Genomic DNA, 19,249 nt, shown 5'->3' with positions numbered 1-19,249 from the left:
GACAGGCATTTGGACTTGTTATGTTCAAACAGGCATTAAGCCGCTTCTTCGTCAAAACCGCTGTGGCGCAGGAGCGCATCGATTTCCGGCTCGCGGCCGCGGAAGGCTTTGAACGACTCCATCGCGCTGCGGCTGCCGCCCATGGCGAGGATTTCGTTCCAGAATCTGGCGCCGGTGGCTTTGATGTCGTCGCTTTCTTCAAAGGCCGCATAAGCATCGGCGCTGAGCACTTCGGCCCAAGCGTAGCTGTAATAGCCTGCGGAGTAGCCGCCTGCGAAGATGTGGCTGAAGCTGTTGGCAAAGCGGTTGAACTCGGGCGGATGCACCACGGCCACTTCTTTGCGCACTTCATCCAGCGTTTTCGCCCAGCCGCCGAGTTTGGCAGGGTCGTTTTCGCTGTAAATCAACATGTCAAACAGGCCGAATTCCATTTGTCGCACCATAAACATGCCGCGTTGGAAGTTTTTGGCGGCGACCATTTTGTCGAATAATTCGCGCGGCAGCGGCTGGCGGGTTTCTTCGTGTTCCGACATTTGTGCCAACACGTCGTATTCCCACACGAAATTTTCCATAAACTGGCTGGGCAGCTCCACGGCATCCCATTCCACGCCGTTGATGCCCGACACGCCCAATTCATCTACGCGTGTCAGCAAATGGTGCAGGCCGTGTCCGGTTTCGTGGAATAAAGTGATGATTTCATCATGCGACAAGCGCGATTCTTTGCCGCCTACGGGCGGGGTAAAGTTGCATACCAAATAAGCAACCGGTGTTTGTACCTGGCCGGCTTTTTCGGGTGCGATAAAGCGGCGGCGGCCGCGGTAATCATTCATCCAGGCACCGCCGCGTTTGCCTTCTCGGGCATACAGATCGAGGTATACGCCGCCGATGATGCCGCCGCCTTTTTCCAGCTCGAAGTAACGCACGTCTTTATGCCAGACGGGTACAGTTTTTTCAATCAGGTTTACGCCGTAAAGCCGCTGGATTTGGGCAAACAGGCCGGCCAGCACTTTGCCGGCAGGGAAGTATTTTTTCACTTCGGTTTCGGAAAACGCGTATTTGGCTTGGCGCAGTTTTTCGCTGGCGTAGGTTAAATCCCAAGCTTGCGGGTCGTTGATGCCCAATTGCTCGCGTGCAAAGGCTTGCACTTCGGCCAAATCTTTTTCGGCGAAAGGCTTGGCACGGCGGGCTAAATCCCTGATGAAATCAAGCACTTGTTTGGGAGATTCGGCCATTTTGGTAACCAGCGACAATTCGGCGAAATTGTTGTAACCCAAGAGCTTGGCTTCTTCAAGGGCAATTTCCAGACGGCGGGTGATGTTGGCGGTGTTGTCCCATTCGGGTTTGCCGAATTCGCTGGCGCGGGTGGTGTAGGCACGGTAAACGTCGGCGCGCAGTTGGCGGTCGTCGGCGTATTGCATGATGGCGAGATAGTGCGGCATTTGCAGGCCGATTTTGTAGCCTTCTTTGCCTTCGGCTTGTGCGGCGGCGGCAAACATGGCTTTGGCATCGTCGGGAATGCCGCTCAGGCGCCCGTCGTTTTCCAGATAGATGGCAAACGCGTCGGTGGCATCCAAAACATTTTGGCTGAATTGTGCAGACAGTTGCGCACCTTCGGTTTGCAGCTCGGCAAAACGTGCTTGCTGTTCGGGCGGTAATTCGGCACCGCTCAACACGAAGTCGCGCAAGTCGTGTTCCAGCTTGGTTTTCTGCGCAGGATCGAGTTTTTCAAATTCTGCCGATGCGCGGATGGTTTTGAAACGTTCGTAAAGTTCGATATCTTGGCCGATTTCAGTAAAAAATACGGTAACTTCGGGCATCAGCGCATTGTATTCGGCGCGTAATTCGGGTGTGTCGACCACGGCGTTGAGGTGGGCAATCACCCCCCAGATTCTGCCGACGCGCTCGGTGATGTCGGTGAGGCGCTCTACGGTGTTGGCCCAAGTGGTTTCGCTTTGGGCTTTTACTTCGGCAATTGCGCGGCGGGCTTCTTCCATCGCGCTTTGCATGGCCGGCTTGATGTTTTCGATTTGGATGTCGTTAAAACGCGGCTCGTCGGCCAGATTCAGTAATACATTGTTTTGCATGAAGTTCTCACTTTGATGGTGGGCAGGCGGTGTAAATGCCTGTCTGAAAAATATCGTTGTAAACTTAATGGGTGTTGCGTAACGAATGGATAAATAAGGGCAAATCAGTGGATTTCCAGCGGATTTTTACTTCGATGCCTGTCTGAAAATATTGCCGAACCGGGCTTTTCAGACAGGCATAGGCAATACTGACAGTATCAATGCCCTATTTTCATCAATCTGAAACTTCACTTCACAATCGCCCACATTCATCACATACACGCGCTCGGGAATGTTTTGATAAGCCGGGCGGGGGTCTTGTGCAATGCTTTGGCTGATGAGTGAAGCAAATGCTTCAGGAAGATGCTGCCTGCCGCTTGCTTCGTGCCAAAGGATATCCAGTTGCGGCGGTGCGCCGTCGATAAAACCGGCGGCTGCGTCTGGCTTGGCTTCGACAAAAGGGATATAAGGCTTGATGTCGATAACCGGTGTTTCATCAAGCAAATCGGCGCCGCTGCACCATAATTTAATGCCGGAATCGGTGGTGATGCGTTCGAGTTTGAGTAGGGATAAGCCCAAATGGTTCGGCCGGTGCGGGCTACGGGTGGCAAAAACCCCTTTTTTCTGTTTGCCGCCGAGGCGCGGCGGGCGAACCAATGGGGCCCAGCCTTCGCCGATTACGCCGTGAAAAATAAAATGTACCCAAATGTAATCAAACGCTTCCAATCCGCGCACGCAATCGGCTTGAAAGCGCTTATCCAGCGAAATGCAGATTTCTGCGGCAGGTACCAAGCCGGGCTGACGGGCAATGCCGAATTTTTGTTTGTAGGGCGAGCAAACGCTACCGATGGTTTCTATAGTGTACTGCATGTGGATAAGTTTGTTGAAAAGTTTGTGGAATTGTAGCACGGAGTGAGGCGGCTTTTGTTATAATATGCGGGTTTCAACGGTTTGGCGGAGCAGCAGATGATTGTTTCAATTGATGTGGATGCGCAAAAAACCTTTACGCCGCTTTGCCCGCAGGAGCTTCCTGTTGCAGAAGGCGATAAAATTGTGGATGAATTGAACGCGCAGGCTGCCTTGGCCGACTTGCGGGTGATGACCAAAGATGCCCATAGCCCGGCTGCCAGATGGCTTGTGGATAATTATGTGGATATGTTGAAACCCACCGGCTTGAAAAATGCTGATTTAACTTGGGTGGCCCATGCTATGGTGGGCACCGAAGGTTATGAGTTGCTCGACGGCTTACCGGATTTAAGCGGCTATAATTATTGCGTGTGGAAAGGCGTTGACCCGCAGCTTCACCCTTACGGTGCATGTTTCCATGATATTGAAGAGCGTTTGAGCACCGGTTTAATCGAATGGCTAACCTTGCAAAACACCAACACGGTGATTGTTGGCGGATTGGCTACGGATTATTGTGTAAAAACCACGGTGTTGCAGCTGCTCAAAGGCGGAAAATGGCGCGTAATCGTTAATGCGGCAGCTTGCAGGGGCATCGCGCCGGAAACCGTAGAAGCTGCCTGGCAAGAAATGAAAGCCCAAGGTGCGGTGGTGTTGGAAAATGCTGAATCAATAGAAATATATTTAAAATCAAATGTTTGAATATGTTTCACGTGAAACAGGAAATGCTTGAAAGTTTTCAGACAGGCATTGTATTGCAAGGTTAAGGAGAGTTGAAAAATGAAGGTTTTGCTTGTTCGTCTTTCCAGTATGGGCGATTTGATTCATACCTTACCTGCAATTGATGATTTGTCGCGTATGCGGCCCGATGTGGAGCTGCATTGGCTCTGTGAGGCAGCATTTTCGGATATCGCCCGTTTACACCCTTTTGTTAAGCAGGTGCACACGCTGGAGTGGCGAAAATGGCGTAAGCATTTAGGTGAAAGTAAAACATGGCGGGCTATAAGCCAGTTGCGCAAAAACTTGTGGCGGGAGCGTTACGACTTTGTGTTAGACAGCCAAGGTTTGTTTAAAAGCGCATTGTTTGCCAAAATGGCAAATGCGCCCATTCGAGGGCTGGATAAACATAGCGCGCGTGAAGGCTGGGCTGCTTTGGCATATAACAAAACTTATTTTGTGCGCAAAGGCCAAGATGCTGTATTGCGTAACCGCTTGCTATTTGCTCAGGCTTTTGGTTACGAGTTGCCGCAAGAAATGCGTTTTGGTGTGGTGGTGCCGGAGGCCGGGAGATTAAAAGGCCTGTCTGAAAACTATCATGTTGCCCTGCATGCGACCAGCCGTGACAGCAAATTGTGGCCGAATGAATACTGGGTGGATTTTTTAGAAAAGCTGCATAAGCATGATGGCAGCACGATTTATTTACCGTGGGGTAATGAAACGGAAAAGCTTAGAGCTGAACTGCTTGCCGCTAAATTGCCGTTTGCCATAGCGTGCAGCAAATTAAATTTATTACAGGCCGCATGGTTGTTGAAAGGTGCAAAAAGTGTGATTGGGGTGGATACCGGGCTTTTGCATTTGGCCAATGCCTTGGATAAACCGTTGGTTGGTATTTATACCGACTCGGATCCGGTAAAAACAGGTGTTCAAACTTGTGCGTATGCAAAAAATATCGGCGGCATCGGGCAATTGCCTAAAGTGGAAGATACTTTCCAGCTTCTTTTAAAATGCCTGTCTGAACATCAATCTAGTAGTGGTCTTGATTAATCTGGTTTGGCTAAATTGAATTAATCAAGACTTCTCGTTATCGTTAATATCAAGGTTTTAAATAAAGCAAAATCCGTTTAAGCGGGCTATTATTTGAAACCGGTTTTCAGACAGGCATATTTTGCTGCTTTGAAAACAAAAAAGGATAATAAAAGGAAAATCATGAAAGCATTGGTTGCAGTAAAACGCGTTGTGGATTACAACGTGAAAGTGCGTGTAAAAACAGATGGTTCGGATGTGAATATCGGCAATGTGAAAATGTCGATGAATCCATTTGACGAAATTGCCGTAGAAGAAGCTGTGCGTTTGAAAGAGGCCGGTAAAGTAACCGAGATTGTAGCGGTTTCTTTGGGTGAAAAGAAATGCGAGGATACTTTGCGCACCGCTTTGGCAATGGGCGCAGACCGTGCCGTGCATGTAGAAACCGATGCGGTGCTGGAGCCTTTGGCCGTGGCGAAATTATTGAAAGCTGTGGCTAAAAAAGAGCAACCACAGCTTTTGCTGCTCGGTAAGCAGGCAATTGATGATGATGCCAACCAAACTGCACAAATGCTTGCAGCCCTCTTAAATACGCCTCAAGGCACGTTTGCCAGCAAAGTTGAGCTTGAAGGCGGTGAAGTATTGGTAACCCGAGAAATTGACGGCGGCCTGGAAACCGTCGCCTTAAAGCTGCCTGCTGTGATCAGCGCCGATTTGCGCTTGAATGAACCGCGTTTTGTGAAACTGCCTAACTTGATGCAGGCGAAAAAGAAGCCTTTGGAAAAATTGTCTCCCGAGGGCTTGGGTGTGAATATTGAAGCCCGTTTGAATGCGCAGCGTTATGCGGAGCCGAAACAGCGCCAGGCTGGTGAGAAAGTGGCCAATGTTGCTGAATTGGTAGAAAAACTGCGTGCAGTGAAAGCGATTTAAGGAGTGTGAAATGACCGTATTAGTAATTGCCGAGCATAATAATCAAGCCTTAAACCCTGCTACGTTGCATGCTGTGTCTGCGGCGGCCAAGTTGGGTGATGTGCATGTGTTGGTGGCCGGCGAAAATGCCCAATCAGTTGCCGAACAAGCTGCTAAAGTGGTTGGAGTGGGAAAAGTGTTACTGGCTGAAGCGCCCCACTATGCTGAAGGATTGGCTGAAGAATTAGCCCCGCTGGTGGTTTCTTTAGCTTCCGATTACCGTCATATCGGTGCAACGGCTACTGCCTTTGGAAAAAACTTGATGCCGCGGGTTGCTGCTTTGCTTGATTGCTCTCAAATATCTGATTTAACAGAAATTATTGACGATAAAACGTTTGTCCGCCCTATTTATGCGGGCAATGCTTTTGTTACGGTTAGCAGCGACGAACCAAAACTGGCATTGACTTTCCGTGCGGCTGCGTTTGAGGCCGCGTCGGCTGAAGATAATCACGCAGTTATCGAAAATGTGAGTACCATGCCTGCGCAAAATTTAAGCCGCTTTGTAAGCCGCGAACTTACTCAATCTGACCGTCCCGAACTAACGCAAGCTCGGGTAATTGTGTCTGGCGGCCGTGCATTGGGCAGTGCGGAGCAATTCAATGCCCTGCTTACCCCTTTGGCTGATGCTTTAGGCGCGGCAATTGGCGCTTCAAGAGCGGCTGTGGATGCTGAGTATGCCCCTAATGATTATCAGGTTGGCCAAACCGGTAAAGTGGTGGCGCCAGAGCTATATATTGCAGTGGGTCTTTCCGGTGCGATTCAGCATATTGCCGGTATGCAAGACAGCAAGGTCGTTGTGGCTATTAATAAGGATCCCGATGCGCCGATTTTTAATGTGGCCGACTTTGCTTTGGTTGGTGATTTATTCAGTATAGTACCTGAATTAACTGCGGCGCTTAAAAACTGATAATGTTTCACGTGAAACATGAAAATAAAATTGCAGGTTGGAAAACAACCTGCAATTTGTTTAGTTAGGTTTTAAACTTAATTAGCATTTGTAACGGTCAGCCCGGGTTTGTCAGCTTAAAGGTTCTAGTTATGAAGGTGCTACACGACTCCAATAAAATTTCATTTGCTTCAGATAATTATTCGGGAGTGCATCCCGAAATTATGCAAGCGCTTGCTGCTGCAAACGGCGGCCATGTGGGCGCATATGGCAATGATGTTTATACTGAACGCTTACAAGCGGTAATCAAACAGCATTTTGGTGAACAAGCCCAAGCTTGGCCTGTTTGGAATGGTACCGGCGCAAATGTTTTGGCATTGCAAGCTTTATTGCCACGTTGGGGTGGTGTAATTTGTGCGGAAAATGCACATATTAATGCAGATGAAAGTACGGCTCCCCAGTCTGTGGGTGGCTTCAAGTTGTGGACGGTAGCTTCGTCAAATGGCAAGCTTTCTCCTGAATTGATTGATACGCAAGCATGGGGTTATGGGTTTGAACACCGAGCACAACCTCTTGTTGTGAGCATTACTCAAACCACGGAATTCGGCACTTGTTATACGGCAGACGAAATTCGAAAAATTTCCCAGCATGTACATAGCTTGGGCATGAAGCTGCATATGGATGGTGCCCGATTAGCCAATGCGGCAGCTCATTTAGGCGTTTCTTTGCACGAAATAACGACCGATGCCGGTGTGGATATACTTTCTTTAGGCGGCACTAAAAATGGCTTGATGTTTGGAGAGTGTATTGTGTTATGCAACCCTGAAGCAATTGATGGGAATGCGTTGAAATATTTGCGAAAGCTAAATTTGCAATTGGCTTCCAAAATGCGCTTTTTGTCAGCTCAGTTTATTGCTTTGTTGGGAAACGATTTGTGGTTGAATTCTGCAAAACAGGCCAATATGATGGCTTTGCGTTTATTAAACGGCTTACAAAACATTGATGGTATAAAGATTTGCCAGCCTGTTGAATCTAATGCAATTTTTGTTAAGCTGCCTGAAGGTGTAGCGGATAAAGTGCGTAAGCATTATGATTTTTATGATTGGGATAATGATGGAACTGTACGTTTAATGTGCAGCTTTGATACCCAAGAATCTCATGTTGACGAATTTGTGCAAGTAGTGACACAGGCTTTGGTATTAATGCCTGTCTGAAAATATTCAGATGAAAGCCCGGTAAACAAATGATGATAGGGACGTATAAAACCATTGCCGCTCCAGCGGTTGGGGAATTCAAAGATAAAGGCAGCCGCTTTATTGCATTTGCTTATCCTGTTGAAACAGTAGAGAAAGTTAAAGGCTATGTAGATGACTTGCGGCAAGAGCATCATAAAGCCCGCCATTGGTGTTATGCTTACCGTATTGGTACAGAAGGTTTGCAGTTTAGAGCAAATGATGATGGCGAACCTGCCGGCAGTGCAGGCAGGCCGATTTTAGGGCAGATTGATTCGTTTGGGGTAACTGATATATTGATTGTGGTGGTTCGTTATTTCGGGGGTACCTTGTTGGGTGTGCCCGGTTTGATTAATGCATATAAAAATGCGGCGGCCGAAGCATTGAACCAGGCGGAAATAGTAGAGAAAAATATTGAAAAAACGGCATGGATTATTTGCGATTACCCGCATTTGAGTGAAGCCATTAGGATAGCCAAAGCGCATAATGCTGAAGTTATCCATCAAGATTTGGCGCTGGATTGCCGCTTAACCGTTAAAATACCTTTGGCTGAGTATGAAAAATGTCTTATTGCTTGGCGGGATACGCGAAATATTCAAGTGAGCTCGGAGCCTTTTCGCAATAATAAAAACGATGATATAGATGTTGGATAATTGATTGGCATAAAATGCTTTTGTTTAACAGTAATGCCTGTCTGAAAATACGGTTGTGATTTTTTAAATTGTGTTGTTTCAGCCCGGCATAGTTAAGAATTTTTTTATAGCTCCGGAACGGATCTTTTAAGACAAAAGAACAGCAGACAATTTAAATAATAACAGGCATTCTAAATAAAAAGAGAAGCACAATATTAAAAACAGTTTCATGATTTAATTAGTTTTTTAAAGCTTACAAAGCTTACCTAAAAGTAAAACACAATGTTCCCAGAAAACCCCTCTTCTTCATTTCTGCAAGGGTTGAATCCCGAACAGCTCGCTGCGGTAACTTGGCCGCCTCAATCTGCGTTGGTGCTTGCAGGAGCCGGTAGCGGAAAAACCCGGGTGTTGACCACCCGTATCGCATGGCTGTTGCAGAGCGGGCAAGCCAGTGTACACAGTATTATGGCGGTTACATTTACCAATAAAGCTGCTAAAGAAATGCAAACACGTTTGGGTGCCATGCTGCCGATTAATGTGCGTGCGATGTGGTTGGGGACATTCCACGGCCTTTGCCATCGGTTTTTACGTTTGCATTACCGTGATGCGGGTTTGCCTGCCACATTTCAGATTCTCGACAGTGGGGATCAGCTTGCGCTTATCAAGCGCATGTTAAAAACTTTGAACATTGCCGAAGAAATCATTGCACCGCGCTCGCTGCAAGGCTTTATTAATGCACAAAAAGAAGCCGGTTTGCACGCATCTGCTTTGGAAGCACCTGATCCGCATACCAAGAGGATGATTGAGTGCTATGCGGAATATGACACAATCTGTCAGCGAGAAGGCGTGGTTGATTTTGCCGAGTTGATGTTGCGCAGTTATGAAATGCTTTTGGCAAACGAAACCCTGCGCCGACATTATCAAAACCGCTTTAACCATATCCTGATTGATGAATTTCAGGATACCAACAAGTTGCAATATGCCTGGCTGAAACTGATGGCCGGCGACGATGCGGCACTGTTTGCCGTGGGTGATGACGACCAATCTATCTACCGTTTCCGCGGCGCACATGTCGGCAATATGAATGCGCTGATGGATGAGTTTGACATAGAAGCGCCAATCAAACTGGAGCAGAATTACCGTTCGGTTGGAAATATCTTAGCAGCTGCCAATGCGGTTATCGAAAACAACGATGAACGTTTGGGTAAAAATTTGCGCACGGATGCCGAACTTGGCGACAAAATTCGTTATTTTTCCGCTCCCACTGATTTTGACGAGGCTTTGTTTATTATTGATGAAGCCAAGTCTTTGCAACGCGAAGGCTGGGCATTGAGCGATATAGCTGTGCTCTATCGCAGCAACGCACAATCCCGGATTATTGAACAAGCTCTTTTCCGTAGCGGCATGCCTTATAAAATCTACGGCGGTTTGCGCTTTTACGAGCGGCAGGAAATCAAACATGCGCTTGCTTATTTGCGTTTGGCCGCTAACCCGGATGATGACAATGCCTTGTTACGCGTGATCAATATGCCGCCGCGAGGTATCGGTGCGCGCACTATTGAAAATATTCAAGCCGCGGCTTCCGAGCAAGGTATTTCGCTATGGCAGGCTGCTTGCAGTATGGGCGCAAAAGCGGCCAAAGTAGCTGCTTTTGTGCGCCTGATTGAAAGCTTGCGCAATCAAGTTGGCCAGCTTTCGCTTGCCGAGATTATGAGCGGTGTGATTCATGACAGCGGTTTGGTTGAATATTATCAAACCCAAAAAGGCGATCATCAAGACCGATTGGATAACTTAGACGAGCTGGTTAATGCTGCTGTGGCGTTTAAACCGGAAGAAAGCAATTTTGAAGTGTTGCCGGAAAACAGTACGGCTAATCTGGCATTTGATGTGTTGGCATTTTTGAACAATGCTGCGCTTGAGTCGGGTGAAAACCAAGCAGGCGAAGGAGACGATGCCATCCAGTTGATGACGGTGCATGCCGCTAAAGGCCTGGAATTTGATGCCGTATTCCTTACCGGTATGGAAGAGAGCCGCTTTCCCAGCGAATTGAGCCTTGCCGAACGAGGCGGTTTGGAAGAAGAGCGCCGCTTGATGTACGTGGCGATTACCCGCGCCAGAAAGCGGCTGTATATCACAATGGCCCAGCAGCGTATGCTGCACGGACAAACGCAATTCGGTGTGGTTTCGCGCTTTGTAGAAGAGATTCCCGAAGAGTTGCTGCATTATCTTTCGCCCAAAAAGCAGGCTGTTTCGGGTTATTCCGCAAGCAGTACATTCAGACAGGCATCAGCCGGCAAAACAGCAGATTACTCACCGCCGAAAGATTTTTCCGGTTTCCGGATCGGCCAAAACGTGCGCCATGCAAAATTTGGCACGGGTGTGATTATCGATGCGGTGGATAAGGGCGAATCGGCCAGGCTGACAGTGAATTTCGGCAAAGAGGGCATTAAAGAATTGGATACGAAATTTGCCAAACTGGAGCCTGTTTGAATAATTATTTTAACTGTTTGGAATATAAAAAGAAAAATAAGCTGAAAATGTAAGCCGGCTAATAACAGGTAAACCTTTAAACTAGTAATGCCTGTCTGAAAAAGTTTCAGACAGGCATTATGGTTTGTACCTGATATGCGATTAGATTAATATAAACACAAGTAATTTGAAACGATGGTAAGGAGGAACATTATGAATTTCAATAAACCGTTTACGATGGCGACCGTTATTGCCATGGGCTTAAGCTTGCAAGCCTGTGAGAGCGCGACCAGCAAGCAGCAAACCCAGCCTGCACAAGCCGCCTCCGCGCAAGGCTATAAAGGATTCCGCTTCAGCTTGGAAGAAATGCAGGATATTGCGAATTCCAAAAAGCTTTCTTGGCGCATTTTCTATGAAAAACCTTCCGAAGGCCCAGATGCGGCGTGGTTTGATGCAGTAAAACGCGGCGATTTGGCCGCAGTGAAAAAAATGGTTGAAAACGGCCAGAATTTGGAAGCCAAAGATGAAGCCAGTTTGGGGCAAACCGCTTTAGGTTGGGCGGCCTTTATCGGTTATGAAGATATGGTGGATTACCTGATTGAGCGTGGTGCAGACTTGAATGCTACCGACCGCGGCGATGTTTATAATGTGTTGAAATCGGCGGTTTTAGGCAAAAACACCAATATTGTGAAAAAAGTGTATGCCAAGCTGAAAGATAAAACCGATTTAAATGACCAAACCGTAGAAAGCGACGGAGAAACTTTAATTATGGTTGCCGCCAGCAACAACCGCCTCGATACTGTGAAATACCTGCTCTCTTTGGGTGCAAACCCCAATCTGGTAACGACCCAAACCAATAAATCGGCAGGTTCGTATAATCAAAGCGCGTTATCTTATGCCTGTACGCGCGGCCATAAGGAAATGCAGGAATTGCTGATTTCACACGGTGCGGTCAACCATAGAACGGGTAAATCAAGCTGTGAATAAAACAGGCCGGTTAACCGGCGGAAGCAGAATGATAAATGCCTGTCTGAAAACCGTTTTCAGACAGGCATATACCTATCTGACTTGGGAATTTCATAATACATGCAGCCGGAAACGGTAAGAATCAATGCGGCTTGCATCATGCATCGGTTTATTCGTTATAATAAGCACTTAATGTTCTGAATCTCAAGCATAATTATCTTTTCAGACAGGCTTCGCAAATCAAAAACGGAATAGCGCAATCATGTGGGAAACCATTAATTATTATCTTCATAACGGGCCGGTAAAAGCCGAAATCATTGAGTCGGTGCTGATGGTTGTCGGCATTTTGCTGTTGCGTGCAGTGATTTTGCAGGCACATTTCCGCAGCCACCCGACTATGGAGATTGAAGACAAGCGCCGTTGGGTAGTGGCCACCCGTAATATCACACTGATTATGGTGATTTTCGGGCTGGCAATTATTTGGGCGGCGCAAATTCAAACTTTGGCGCTTTCCATGTTTGCGGTGGCCGCCGCCATCGTGTTGGCGACTAAAGAGCTGATTATGTGTCTTTCCGGCAGCCTGTTGCGCTCAATGACCAAGCAATATTCGGTGGGCGATTATATTGAAGTGAACGGGCTGCGCGGGCGGGTGGTGGACATTAATCTTTTCAATACTTTGATGATGCAGATCGGCCCGAACCAGTTAATTGGCCAGCTTTCGGGCAAGACGATTTCTTTTCCCAACAGCCTTTTGCTCTCGTATTCGGTTCAGCGCGATAATATTCTTGGTTCGTTTGTGGTACATACATTTGAAATTTCTGTGCCGATTCATTTGGATTCGGATAAGATTGTGCCGGTTTTAGAGGATGTGTTGCAAAAAAAGTGTGCACCTTACATTAAAGTGATTGAGAAGTATCTCGAAGAAGTGCAGCTTGAGAAGCTGTTCATCACGCCCGCCGCCCATCCCCGCATCAGCCGGGTGCCCTTTGACGATAAAGTTTATAATTTGGTGGTGCGCTTTGCTTCGCCGGTATCGAAGCGGCTGGAGGTTCAGCAAACTGTGCTGGATGCCTTTATCCGCGTGCAATACCGTTTGATGAGCCCAAATGGTGGTGGAGAAAACCAAGATAACCATATGCCTGTCTGAAACAACCCAACGGAAGAACCATGAATGTATTAAACAGCTTAACTGCAAAATTGTTAGCCAAGCAGTTTACTGTAACATGCGCCGAATCGTGTACCGGCGGATTGCTGGCGGGCGAATTAACGCGGCTGAGCGGTAGCTCGGCTTGGTTTGAAACAGGTTTTGTTGCTTATAGCAATGAAGCCAAACACAAGCTGTTGGGAGTGCGTGAGGAAACTTTGGCCCAATATGGAGCAGTAAGCAGGCAAACGGTTGAAGAGATGGCGCAAGGTGCGCTCAAGGCTGCGAAGGCCGATTTTGCTTTAAGCGTTTCCGGCATTGCCGGGCCAACCGGAGGTAGCGCGGAAAAACCGGTGGGTACGGTATGGTTCGGTTTGGCTTCGGCTGAAGGCGTGGAAGCCAAATGTGTAAAGTTTGAAGGTGGTCGTGACGAAGTCCGCGAGCAGGCGGTGGCATTCGCAATCGCATGGCTGGACATGGTGGTGCAGTAACTTATTTAAAATCAGAAAGTTAATGACTTATTGATTAATTAATCGCTTACCATAAGGAAAAATAACATGTTTACGCGGCCTTGTCGGTCTTTAATCACATTTTCTGTGGCAGCCGCTTTTTTAAGCGCGTGCAACCAATCTTCTCCCTCTTCAAATTCCAGGTTGGCAGAAAATCAAGTTTCAAAACAGCCTGCTGCAATGGGCGTGCTTGTGTATGGGTCTGTCAAGGCCGCGATGGAAATGCCTGTGCCGCGCCAAAATACCGAGCGCTACGGCAAAATCGAAACCAATCCCGTATATGCGGTGGCGCAAACACCGGTTTCTACCTTCAGCATTGATGTGGATACCGGCAGCTATGCCAACGTCCGCCGTTTTCTGAGCAGTTCGGGCAGGTTGCCGCCGAAAGATGCGGTGCGCATTGAGGAAATGGTTAATTATTTTGACTACCATTATCCGCTGCCCGATGGTGACAAACCCTTTGCCGTGCACACCGAAACAGTTGATTCCCCCTGGCAAAAAGATGCCAAAATCATCAAAATCGGCATTCAAGCCAAAGATTTGGCTATGAAGGCGCTTCCTCCTGCCAATTTAGTGTTTTTGGTGGATGTGTCGGGCAGCATGGATAGCGAGAACAAGCTGCCTTTGGTGAAGCAAACCCTGCGCCTGTTAACCGAACAATTGCGCGAGCAAGACAAAGTTACCCTGATTACTTATGCCAGCGGCGAAAAACTGGTGTTGCCACCCACTTCGGGCCGCCGTAAAGAAACCATTTTGCGTGCGATTAACGAACTCAGCGCCGGAGGCGCCACCGCAGGTGAAGCCGCCATACAAATGGCCTATAAAGAAGCGGAAAAAGCTTTTGTGAAAAACGGCATCAACCGTATTCTGCTGGCAACGGATGGCGATTTTAATGTGGGCATCACTGATTTCGAAACGCTCAAAGGCATGGTAGCGGAAAAGCGCAAAAGCGGCATATCACTAACCACATTGGGTTTTGGCGAAGGCAATTACAATGAAGAGCTGATGGAGCAGCTGGCCGACGCGGGTGACGGTAATTACAGCTACATCGATAACCGGAAAGAAGCCAAAAAAGTGTTGCAGCGCCAGCTTTCCTCCACGCTGGCCACTGTAGCGCAAGACGTGAAAATCCAGGTTGAATTCAATCCGGCAACCGTAAAAGAATACCGGCTTATCGGATATGAAAACCGCCTGTTGAAGCAGGAAGATTTCAACAACGATAAAGTGGATGCGGGCGATATCGGCACAGGCCATAGTGTTACCGCATTGTATGAAATTATTCCTGCCGGCAAACAGGGTTGGCTGAATGAATCACGCTACCAAAAGCCGGTGCAACCGGCAGGCGGCAAGAATGAATACGCTTATGTCAACTTGCGCTATAAGCTGCCCGGTCAGGAAAAAAGCATTTTGCTCAGCCAGCCGGTGGCTGCTACCAGCAAACCGCTGGCGCAGGCTGCTGACAATACCCGCTTTGCATTGGCTGTGGCCTCATACGGGCAGGCTTTGCGCGGCGGTGAATATAACGGCAATATGGATTGGAACGCCATCATCAAGCTTGCCCAAAGCGCTGCAAAACCCGATCCTTACGGTTTGCGCGAAGAATTTATAGAGTTGGCGAAAATCGCCCAAAGCTTGAGCAGCAAAGCGCTGGAAGCGCAAATCAATCTGAAATAATGACGCAGGTTTTGCCATAACAAACCAAACTATGCCTGTCTGAAAACGACAGTGTTGTTTCAGACAGGCATTTAACCATCCGAACATACTGTTAATATGAAAAAATCATGCTCTCTTCCCCTTCATCCCGCAAGCAGCCATTCCGGCCTTATAACGACCAAAACTGGCCGCTTCGTATCATGTTGTTAATCTTATTTGCCGCTGTTTTGGCATGGGGTGCCATCGTTTACTATATTTACCATCTGGCAGAAGAAGCCAAAAAGCGCCCGATGCAAGCGATTGCACCTGCTGATGCCATTGTGGTATTGGGCAATGCGGTAAACCGAAACGGCGCACCCAACCCTTGCCTGCGCTCGCGTGTAGAAGCCGGTGTATCGCTTTATTATGCCGACAAAGCTTCTATATTGCTGATGTCGGGCGGCACCGACGGCGACGGCAGTAACGAAGCTGAAGCCATGCGCGATATAGCCTTGTCATTAGGTGTGCCCGCCGCCCATATCCGGTTGGAAAACCGTTCGGAGAGCACTTATGAAAACCTTGCATTCAGCACCCCCTTGCTAAGCGGACAAAACCGGATTGTGCTTGTGAGCGACGGTTTTCATTTGGCTCGTGCCGAATGGTTAGCTGCCAAACAATGGCCGCAGAAAAACGTTCAATCCTATTCCGGTGCAGGTTGTGGCGAACCGGATTGGCGATATACCCAAAAATTGGTGCGCGAAAGCCTGGCTTGGGCGAAAGCTCTGATTGTGCACTAAGCGCCCTTTTGAAAGCATGCCATGTTATACCGCTGCTTGAGGTATAATCATCCAATTTACCGCTTTATAACTGTGAAGCTTAAGATTTCATCAGAGGCTAAGTTTCATAGCTAAATTTCAAACACAGGAATTCAACATGATTAATCCCATCGCTGCCCTTTGCCCGCTCGACGGCCGCTATGCCAAATCCGTAGAAGCCTTGCAACCGATTTTTTCTGAATATGGTTTGATGAAAGCACGTGTAAAAGTAGAATTAAGTTGGCTCAAAGCATTGGCTGCCGAGCAGAAAATTGCTGAAGTGCCCGCATTCAGCGCCGAAACCATCGCTGAAATCGACCGTGTGATTGCCGGGTTTTCATTGGAAGATGCCGCCGCCGTGAAAGCCATCGAAGCCACCACCAACCACGACGTAAAAGCCATCGAATACTGGCTGAAAGAACGTTTTTCAGGAGTACCGGAAGTAGCTGCCGCCAGCGAATTTATCCATTTCGCTTGCACCAGCGAAGACATCAACAACCTTTCCCATGCCCTGATGCTGCAAGAAGCCCGCGAAGCCGTGTTGCTGCCGAAGCTGGCCGAAATTACTGCCAAGCTTACCGAAATGGCGCACGATTTGTCCGCCGTGCCGATGATGAGCCGCACCCACGGCCAACCCGCCACGCCTTCCACCTTGGGCAAAGAAATTGCCAACGTCGTTTACCGCCTGCAACGCCAAATCAAACAGCTTACCGCGCAAGAATTCTTGGGCAAAATCAACGGCGCAGTCGGCAACTACAACGCCCACATGGTCGCTTATCCCGATGTGGACTGGGAAGCGCACTGTAAAACGTTCGTCGAGCAGTCGTTGGGCCTTACCTTCAACCCCTACACCATCCAAATCGAGCCGCACGACTACATGGCTGAGTTCTTCCAAACCCTCAGCCGCATCAACACGATCTTAATCGACTTCAACCGCGACGTATGGGGCTACATTTCCCTCGGCTACTTCAAACAAAAAGTCAAAGCGGGCGAAGTGGGCAGCTCCACCATGCCGCACAAAGTCAACCCCATTGACTTTGAAAACTCCGAAGGCAACTTGGGCATGGCCAACGCCGTGCTGGGCTTCCTGTCTGAAAAACTGCCCGTTTCCCGCTGGCAGCGCGACCTCACAGACAGCACCGTTTTGCGCAACATGGGCGTGGGCGCGGGCTACACCGTTTTGGGCTTGGTCGCCCACCTGCGCGGTCTGGACAAACTGGAAGCCAACCCCGCCGCCTTAGCCGCCGACTTGGATGCCACTTGGGAACTCTTGGCCGAACCGATTCAAACCGTGATGCGTCGCTACGGCGTGGCCAATCCGTATGAAAAATTGAAAGACCTCACCCGCGGCAAAGACGGCATCACGCCCGAAGTGCTGAAAGTGTTTATCGAATCGCTGGACATCCCCGCCGATGCCAAACAGCAATTGCTGGCTTTAACACCGGCTTTGTATGTGGGCAAAGCCGAAGAGTTGGCCAGAAGGATTTAAAAATCAAAATGCCTGTCTGAAAACTTTTCAGACAGGCATTGTTTGCATTTGCGCTTTTGCAACCTATTTGGCGCTTTGAACAGTGTTGCGGATTTCCGTTTCACATTTTTCCATAGACACCCATTCCAATTTAGGGCGGCCGACAAATGCGCCGAAACCTACACTGGCTTTGACACATTGGGTTTCATTCGGGCGCAAAGGCACTTGCACGCTGCGGCGGGCTTCTGTTTTTGCCCAAATTTCATAATCTCCCGGCATGAGTTCTTTACTGATGTAGCCGCCATTGCGGATATGGCCGATCAGTTGGTTATTGGCATGTACATCATAATGAACGCCGCTGCCTTTGAAAGCAGAAGGGCGGTAAACATAAATTTTGCTTTGACCCTCGGCGGGAGGGGTAAATCCGGCGAATTGGGTGCCGGTTGCACTACAAGCTGAAAGAAGCGTGCTGACGATGCCGATGGATAAAATGCGTTTGAGATGCATGACGTTTCCTTTGTTGTAAATCGGGATGGACTGGTTACATTAAATAACCTTCAAAATTATACCTTTTTGAAATCATTTGTTTTAAAACAAAGGTCGATTGGTTACATAAAATTACAATGAGTGTTTAGAAATCGTTACAGAAAACAAACCGGATGCCCCGCTGCCGAAATTCAAGTATCATCAAATTTTCCTTTATCCTCTGATAAATCATGACTTTCGATACCATCATCAGCATCGCGCTCGGGATTGGGCTGGCGGCCAGTTCCGGTTTTCGTGTGTTCCTGCCTTTGTTTGCTCTCAGTTTGTCGGCATATTTCGGTATGTGGCCGCTGAATGAAAGCTGGCAATGGCTGGCGAGCACCAACGCTTTGATTATTTTAGGGATTGCTGCGATTACGGAATCACTCAGCTATCTGATACCGTTGGTAGATAATTTGCTCGACACCATTGCGGTGCCGCTGGCCGGATTGGCGGGAACGGCGGTGGTGGCTTCTACTGCTGCGGATTTAAGCCCGGCGGTAACGTGGACGTTGGCGATTATTGCCGGCGGCGGTGCGGCGGCGGCCATCAAAGGGGCGAACGCAACCACGCGCGTAGCCAGCACGGCCACGACCGGAGGTTTGGCCAATCCTGTGATTTCGGTTTTGGAAACCGGTATGGCTGTGGTAATGAGCGTGCTGAGCCTGTTTGTGCCGGTTTTGGCGGTATTGTTGGTGTTTGCGGTGGTGTTTTGGCTGTATCGGAAATATGCCCGATACCAGAGGAATAAAATGCCTACGGCTTAAGCAAGATACACCAATGCCTGTCTGAAAAGAGTTTTCAGACAGGCATTGGTTTATTATGCCGGTAAGCAAACCGTTATTGCGCAAGCCCGTTATCCGCTTCACAAGGCTGCACCAATACCCACGGCGCCACCACCACCGCCCACATCGCCTGATTATCGGCAAAAAATTGCCGGGCCTGCGCTTCGCTGACCACACCGAATTTGCCTTGCTGCATCAGTTTGCCCAGTGTTGCAGTGTCATCGTCTGCCATCAGGCGGGCGGTTTGGATTAAATCAAGGTCGGGGCTCACATACACGGCGGCTCCCCGGGCAAAATGCGGCTGAAGCTCTTGCCAGTTGATGCGGGCGGTTTCGAGGTTGAGTTTGTCGTTGAGCAGGTCGGACATGGTTGGAATTTCCGTTAAACACAATAAAGCAGCATTGTACCGATTTTAGCGTGAAAAAAATGCCTGTCTGAAACAAACTGTTCAGACAGGCATGATGTTTGCGAATATGCTGCGGCCGTAAACTTTTTCTGAACTTTAGCT

General features: G+C 48.5%; 18 protein-coding genes. 14 read left to right on the top strand and 4 right to left on the bottom strand.

Going from position 1 to position 19,249, the window contains the following annotated elements; genetic code table 11:
• Positions 1-35: 35 nt before the first annotated feature.
• Together AKG09_RS10340 and tsaA are read right to left on the bottom strand one after the other, a co-directional pair.
• Positions 36-2,084: a M3 family metallopeptidase gene (locus tag AKG09_RS10340; RefSeq protein WP_054619365.1), complete on the bottom strand. Its 2,049-nt coding sequence runs from the start codon at positions 2,082-2,084 to the stop codon at positions 36-38.
• A 168-nt stretch (positions 2,085-2,252) separates the two neighbouring features.
• Positions 2,253-2,933 (bottom strand): tRNA (N6-threonylcarbamoyladenosine(37)-N6)-methyltransferase TrmO, encoded by a 681-nt coding sequence (gene tsaA / locus AKG09_RS10335; RefSeq protein ID WP_054619364.1) that lies wholly within the window; start codon positions 2,931-2,933, stop codon positions 2,253-2,255.
• Positions 2,934-3,029: 96 nt separating this feature from the next.
• On the opposite strand from tsaA, the gene AKG09_RS10330 reads away from it, so the two are divergent.
• The 13 genes from AKG09_RS10330 (at position 3,030) to purB (ending at position 17,452) form a co-directional block, all read left to right on the top strand.
• Positions 3,030-3,668 carry a nicotinamidase gene (locus AKG09_RS10330; protein ID WP_054619363.1) on the top strand — a complete coding sequence of 213 codons (639 nt, stop codon included), beginning with the start codon at positions 3,030-3,032 and terminating at the stop codon, positions 3,666-3,668.
• 78 nt (positions 3,669-3,746) lie between these two features.
• On the top strand, positions 3,747-4,730 hold the full coding sequence (gene waaC, locus AKG09_RS10325; RefSeq protein WP_054619362.1) for a lipopolysaccharide heptosyltransferase I: 984 nt from the start codon (positions 3,747-3,749) through the stop codon (positions 4,728-4,730).
• A gap of 162 nt (positions 4,731-4,892) precedes the next feature.
• Positions 4,893-5,639 (top strand): electron transfer flavoprotein subunit beta/FixA family protein, encoded by a 747-nt coding sequence (locus AKG09_RS10320; RefSeq protein WP_054619361.1) that lies wholly within the window; start codon positions 4,893-4,895, stop codon positions 5,637-5,639.
• A 10-nt stretch (positions 5,640-5,649) separates the two neighbouring features.
• Positions 5,650-6,585 (top strand): electron transfer flavoprotein subunit alpha/FixB family protein, encoded by a 936-nt coding sequence (locus AKG09_RS10315; RefSeq protein ID WP_054619360.1) that lies wholly within the window; start codon positions 5,650-5,652, stop codon positions 6,583-6,585.
• A 131-nt stretch (positions 6,586-6,716) separates the two neighbouring features.
• Positions 6,717-7,778: a low specificity L-threonine aldolase gene (locus AKG09_RS10310; RefSeq protein WP_054619359.1), complete on the top strand. Its 1,062-nt coding sequence runs from the start codon at positions 6,717-6,719 to the stop codon at positions 7,776-7,778.
• 32 nt (positions 7,779-7,810) lie between these two features.
• Positions 7,811-8,449, top strand: coding sequence for a YigZ family protein (locus tag AKG09_RS10305; protein WP_054619393.1), 639 nt, complete (start codon positions 7,811-7,813; stop codon positions 8,447-8,449).
• 261 nt (positions 8,450-8,710) lie between these two features.
• Positions 8,711-10,918 (top strand): UvrD-helicase domain-containing protein, encoded by a 2,208-nt coding sequence (locus AKG09_RS10300; protein ID WP_054619358.1) that lies wholly within the window; start codon positions 8,711-8,713, stop codon positions 10,916-10,918.
• Between the two features lie 192 nt (positions 10,919-11,110).
• Entirely contained in the window at positions 11,111-11,884 is a 774-nt protein-coding gene (locus tag AKG09_RS10295; protein WP_054619357.1) for an ankyrin repeat domain-containing protein, read from the top strand.
• A 241-nt stretch (positions 11,885-12,125) separates the two neighbouring features.
• The gene (locus AKG09_RS10290) at positions 12,126-13,010 is read left to right on the top strand and encodes a mechanosensitive ion channel family protein (protein ID WP_054619356.1); all 885 of its coding nucleotides are present in this window, start codon (positions 12,126-12,128) and stop codon (positions 13,008-13,010) included.
• A gap of 20 nt (positions 13,011-13,030) precedes the next feature.
• The gene (locus AKG09_RS10285) at positions 13,031-13,498 is read left to right on the top strand and encodes a CinA family protein (RefSeq protein WP_054619355.1); all 468 of its coding nucleotides are present in this window, start codon (positions 13,031-13,033) and stop codon (positions 13,496-13,498) included.
• A 66-nt stretch (positions 13,499-13,564) separates the two neighbouring features.
• The gene (locus AKG09_RS10280) at positions 13,565-15,190 is read left to right on the top strand and encodes a VWA domain-containing protein (RefSeq protein ID WP_197272146.1); all 1,626 of its coding nucleotides are present in this window, start codon (positions 13,565-13,567) and stop codon (positions 15,188-15,190) included.
• Positions 15,191-15,297: 107 nt separating this feature from the next.
• Positions 15,298-15,945 carry a YdcF family protein gene (locus AKG09_RS10275; RefSeq protein ID WP_231623930.1) on the top strand — a complete coding sequence of 216 codons (648 nt, stop codon included), beginning with the start codon at positions 15,298-15,300 and terminating at the stop codon, positions 15,943-15,945.
• A 136-nt stretch (positions 15,946-16,081) separates the two neighbouring features.
• Entirely contained in the window at positions 16,082-17,452 is a 1,371-nt protein-coding gene (gene purB, locus AKG09_RS10270) for an adenylosuccinate lyase (RefSeq protein ID WP_054619354.1), read from the top strand.
• 63 nt (positions 17,453-17,515) lie between these two features.
• On the opposite strand, the gene AKG09_RS10265 is transcribed toward purB, so the two are convergent.
• Complete coding sequence (locus AKG09_RS10265; protein ID WP_054619353.1) at positions 17,516-17,938, bottom strand: DUF2846 domain-containing protein; 423 nt, start codon at positions 17,936-17,938, stop codon at positions 17,516-17,518.
• Between the two features lie 209 nt (positions 17,939-18,147).
• On the opposite strand from AKG09_RS10265, the gene AKG09_RS10260 reads away from it, so the two are divergent.
• On the top strand, positions 18,148-18,723 hold the full coding sequence (locus AKG09_RS10260) for a DUF4126 domain-containing protein (RefSeq protein ID WP_054619352.1): 576 nt from the start codon (positions 18,148-18,150) through the stop codon (positions 18,721-18,723).
• A gap of 73 nt (positions 18,724-18,796) precedes the next feature.
• Here the strand turns inward: AKG09_RS10260 and AKG09_RS10255 are convergent, their stop codons facing one another.
• On the bottom strand, positions 18,797-19,108 hold the full coding sequence (locus AKG09_RS10255) for a DUF2288 domain-containing protein (protein ID WP_054619351.1): 312 nt from the start codon (positions 19,106-19,108) through the stop codon (positions 18,797-18,799).
• Between the last annotated feature and the right edge of the window lie 141 nt (positions 19,109-19,249).

Origin of the sequence: Neisseria sp. 83E34, from assembly GCF_001308015.1 — a bacterium.
In the GTDB taxonomy this organism is placed as follows: Bacteria; Pseudomonadota; Gammaproteobacteria; order Burkholderiales; family Neisseriaceae; genus Neisseria.
The sequence above is the reverse complement of the archived record's forward strand: the minus strand, read 5'-3'. Positions and strand labels throughout refer to the sequence as shown.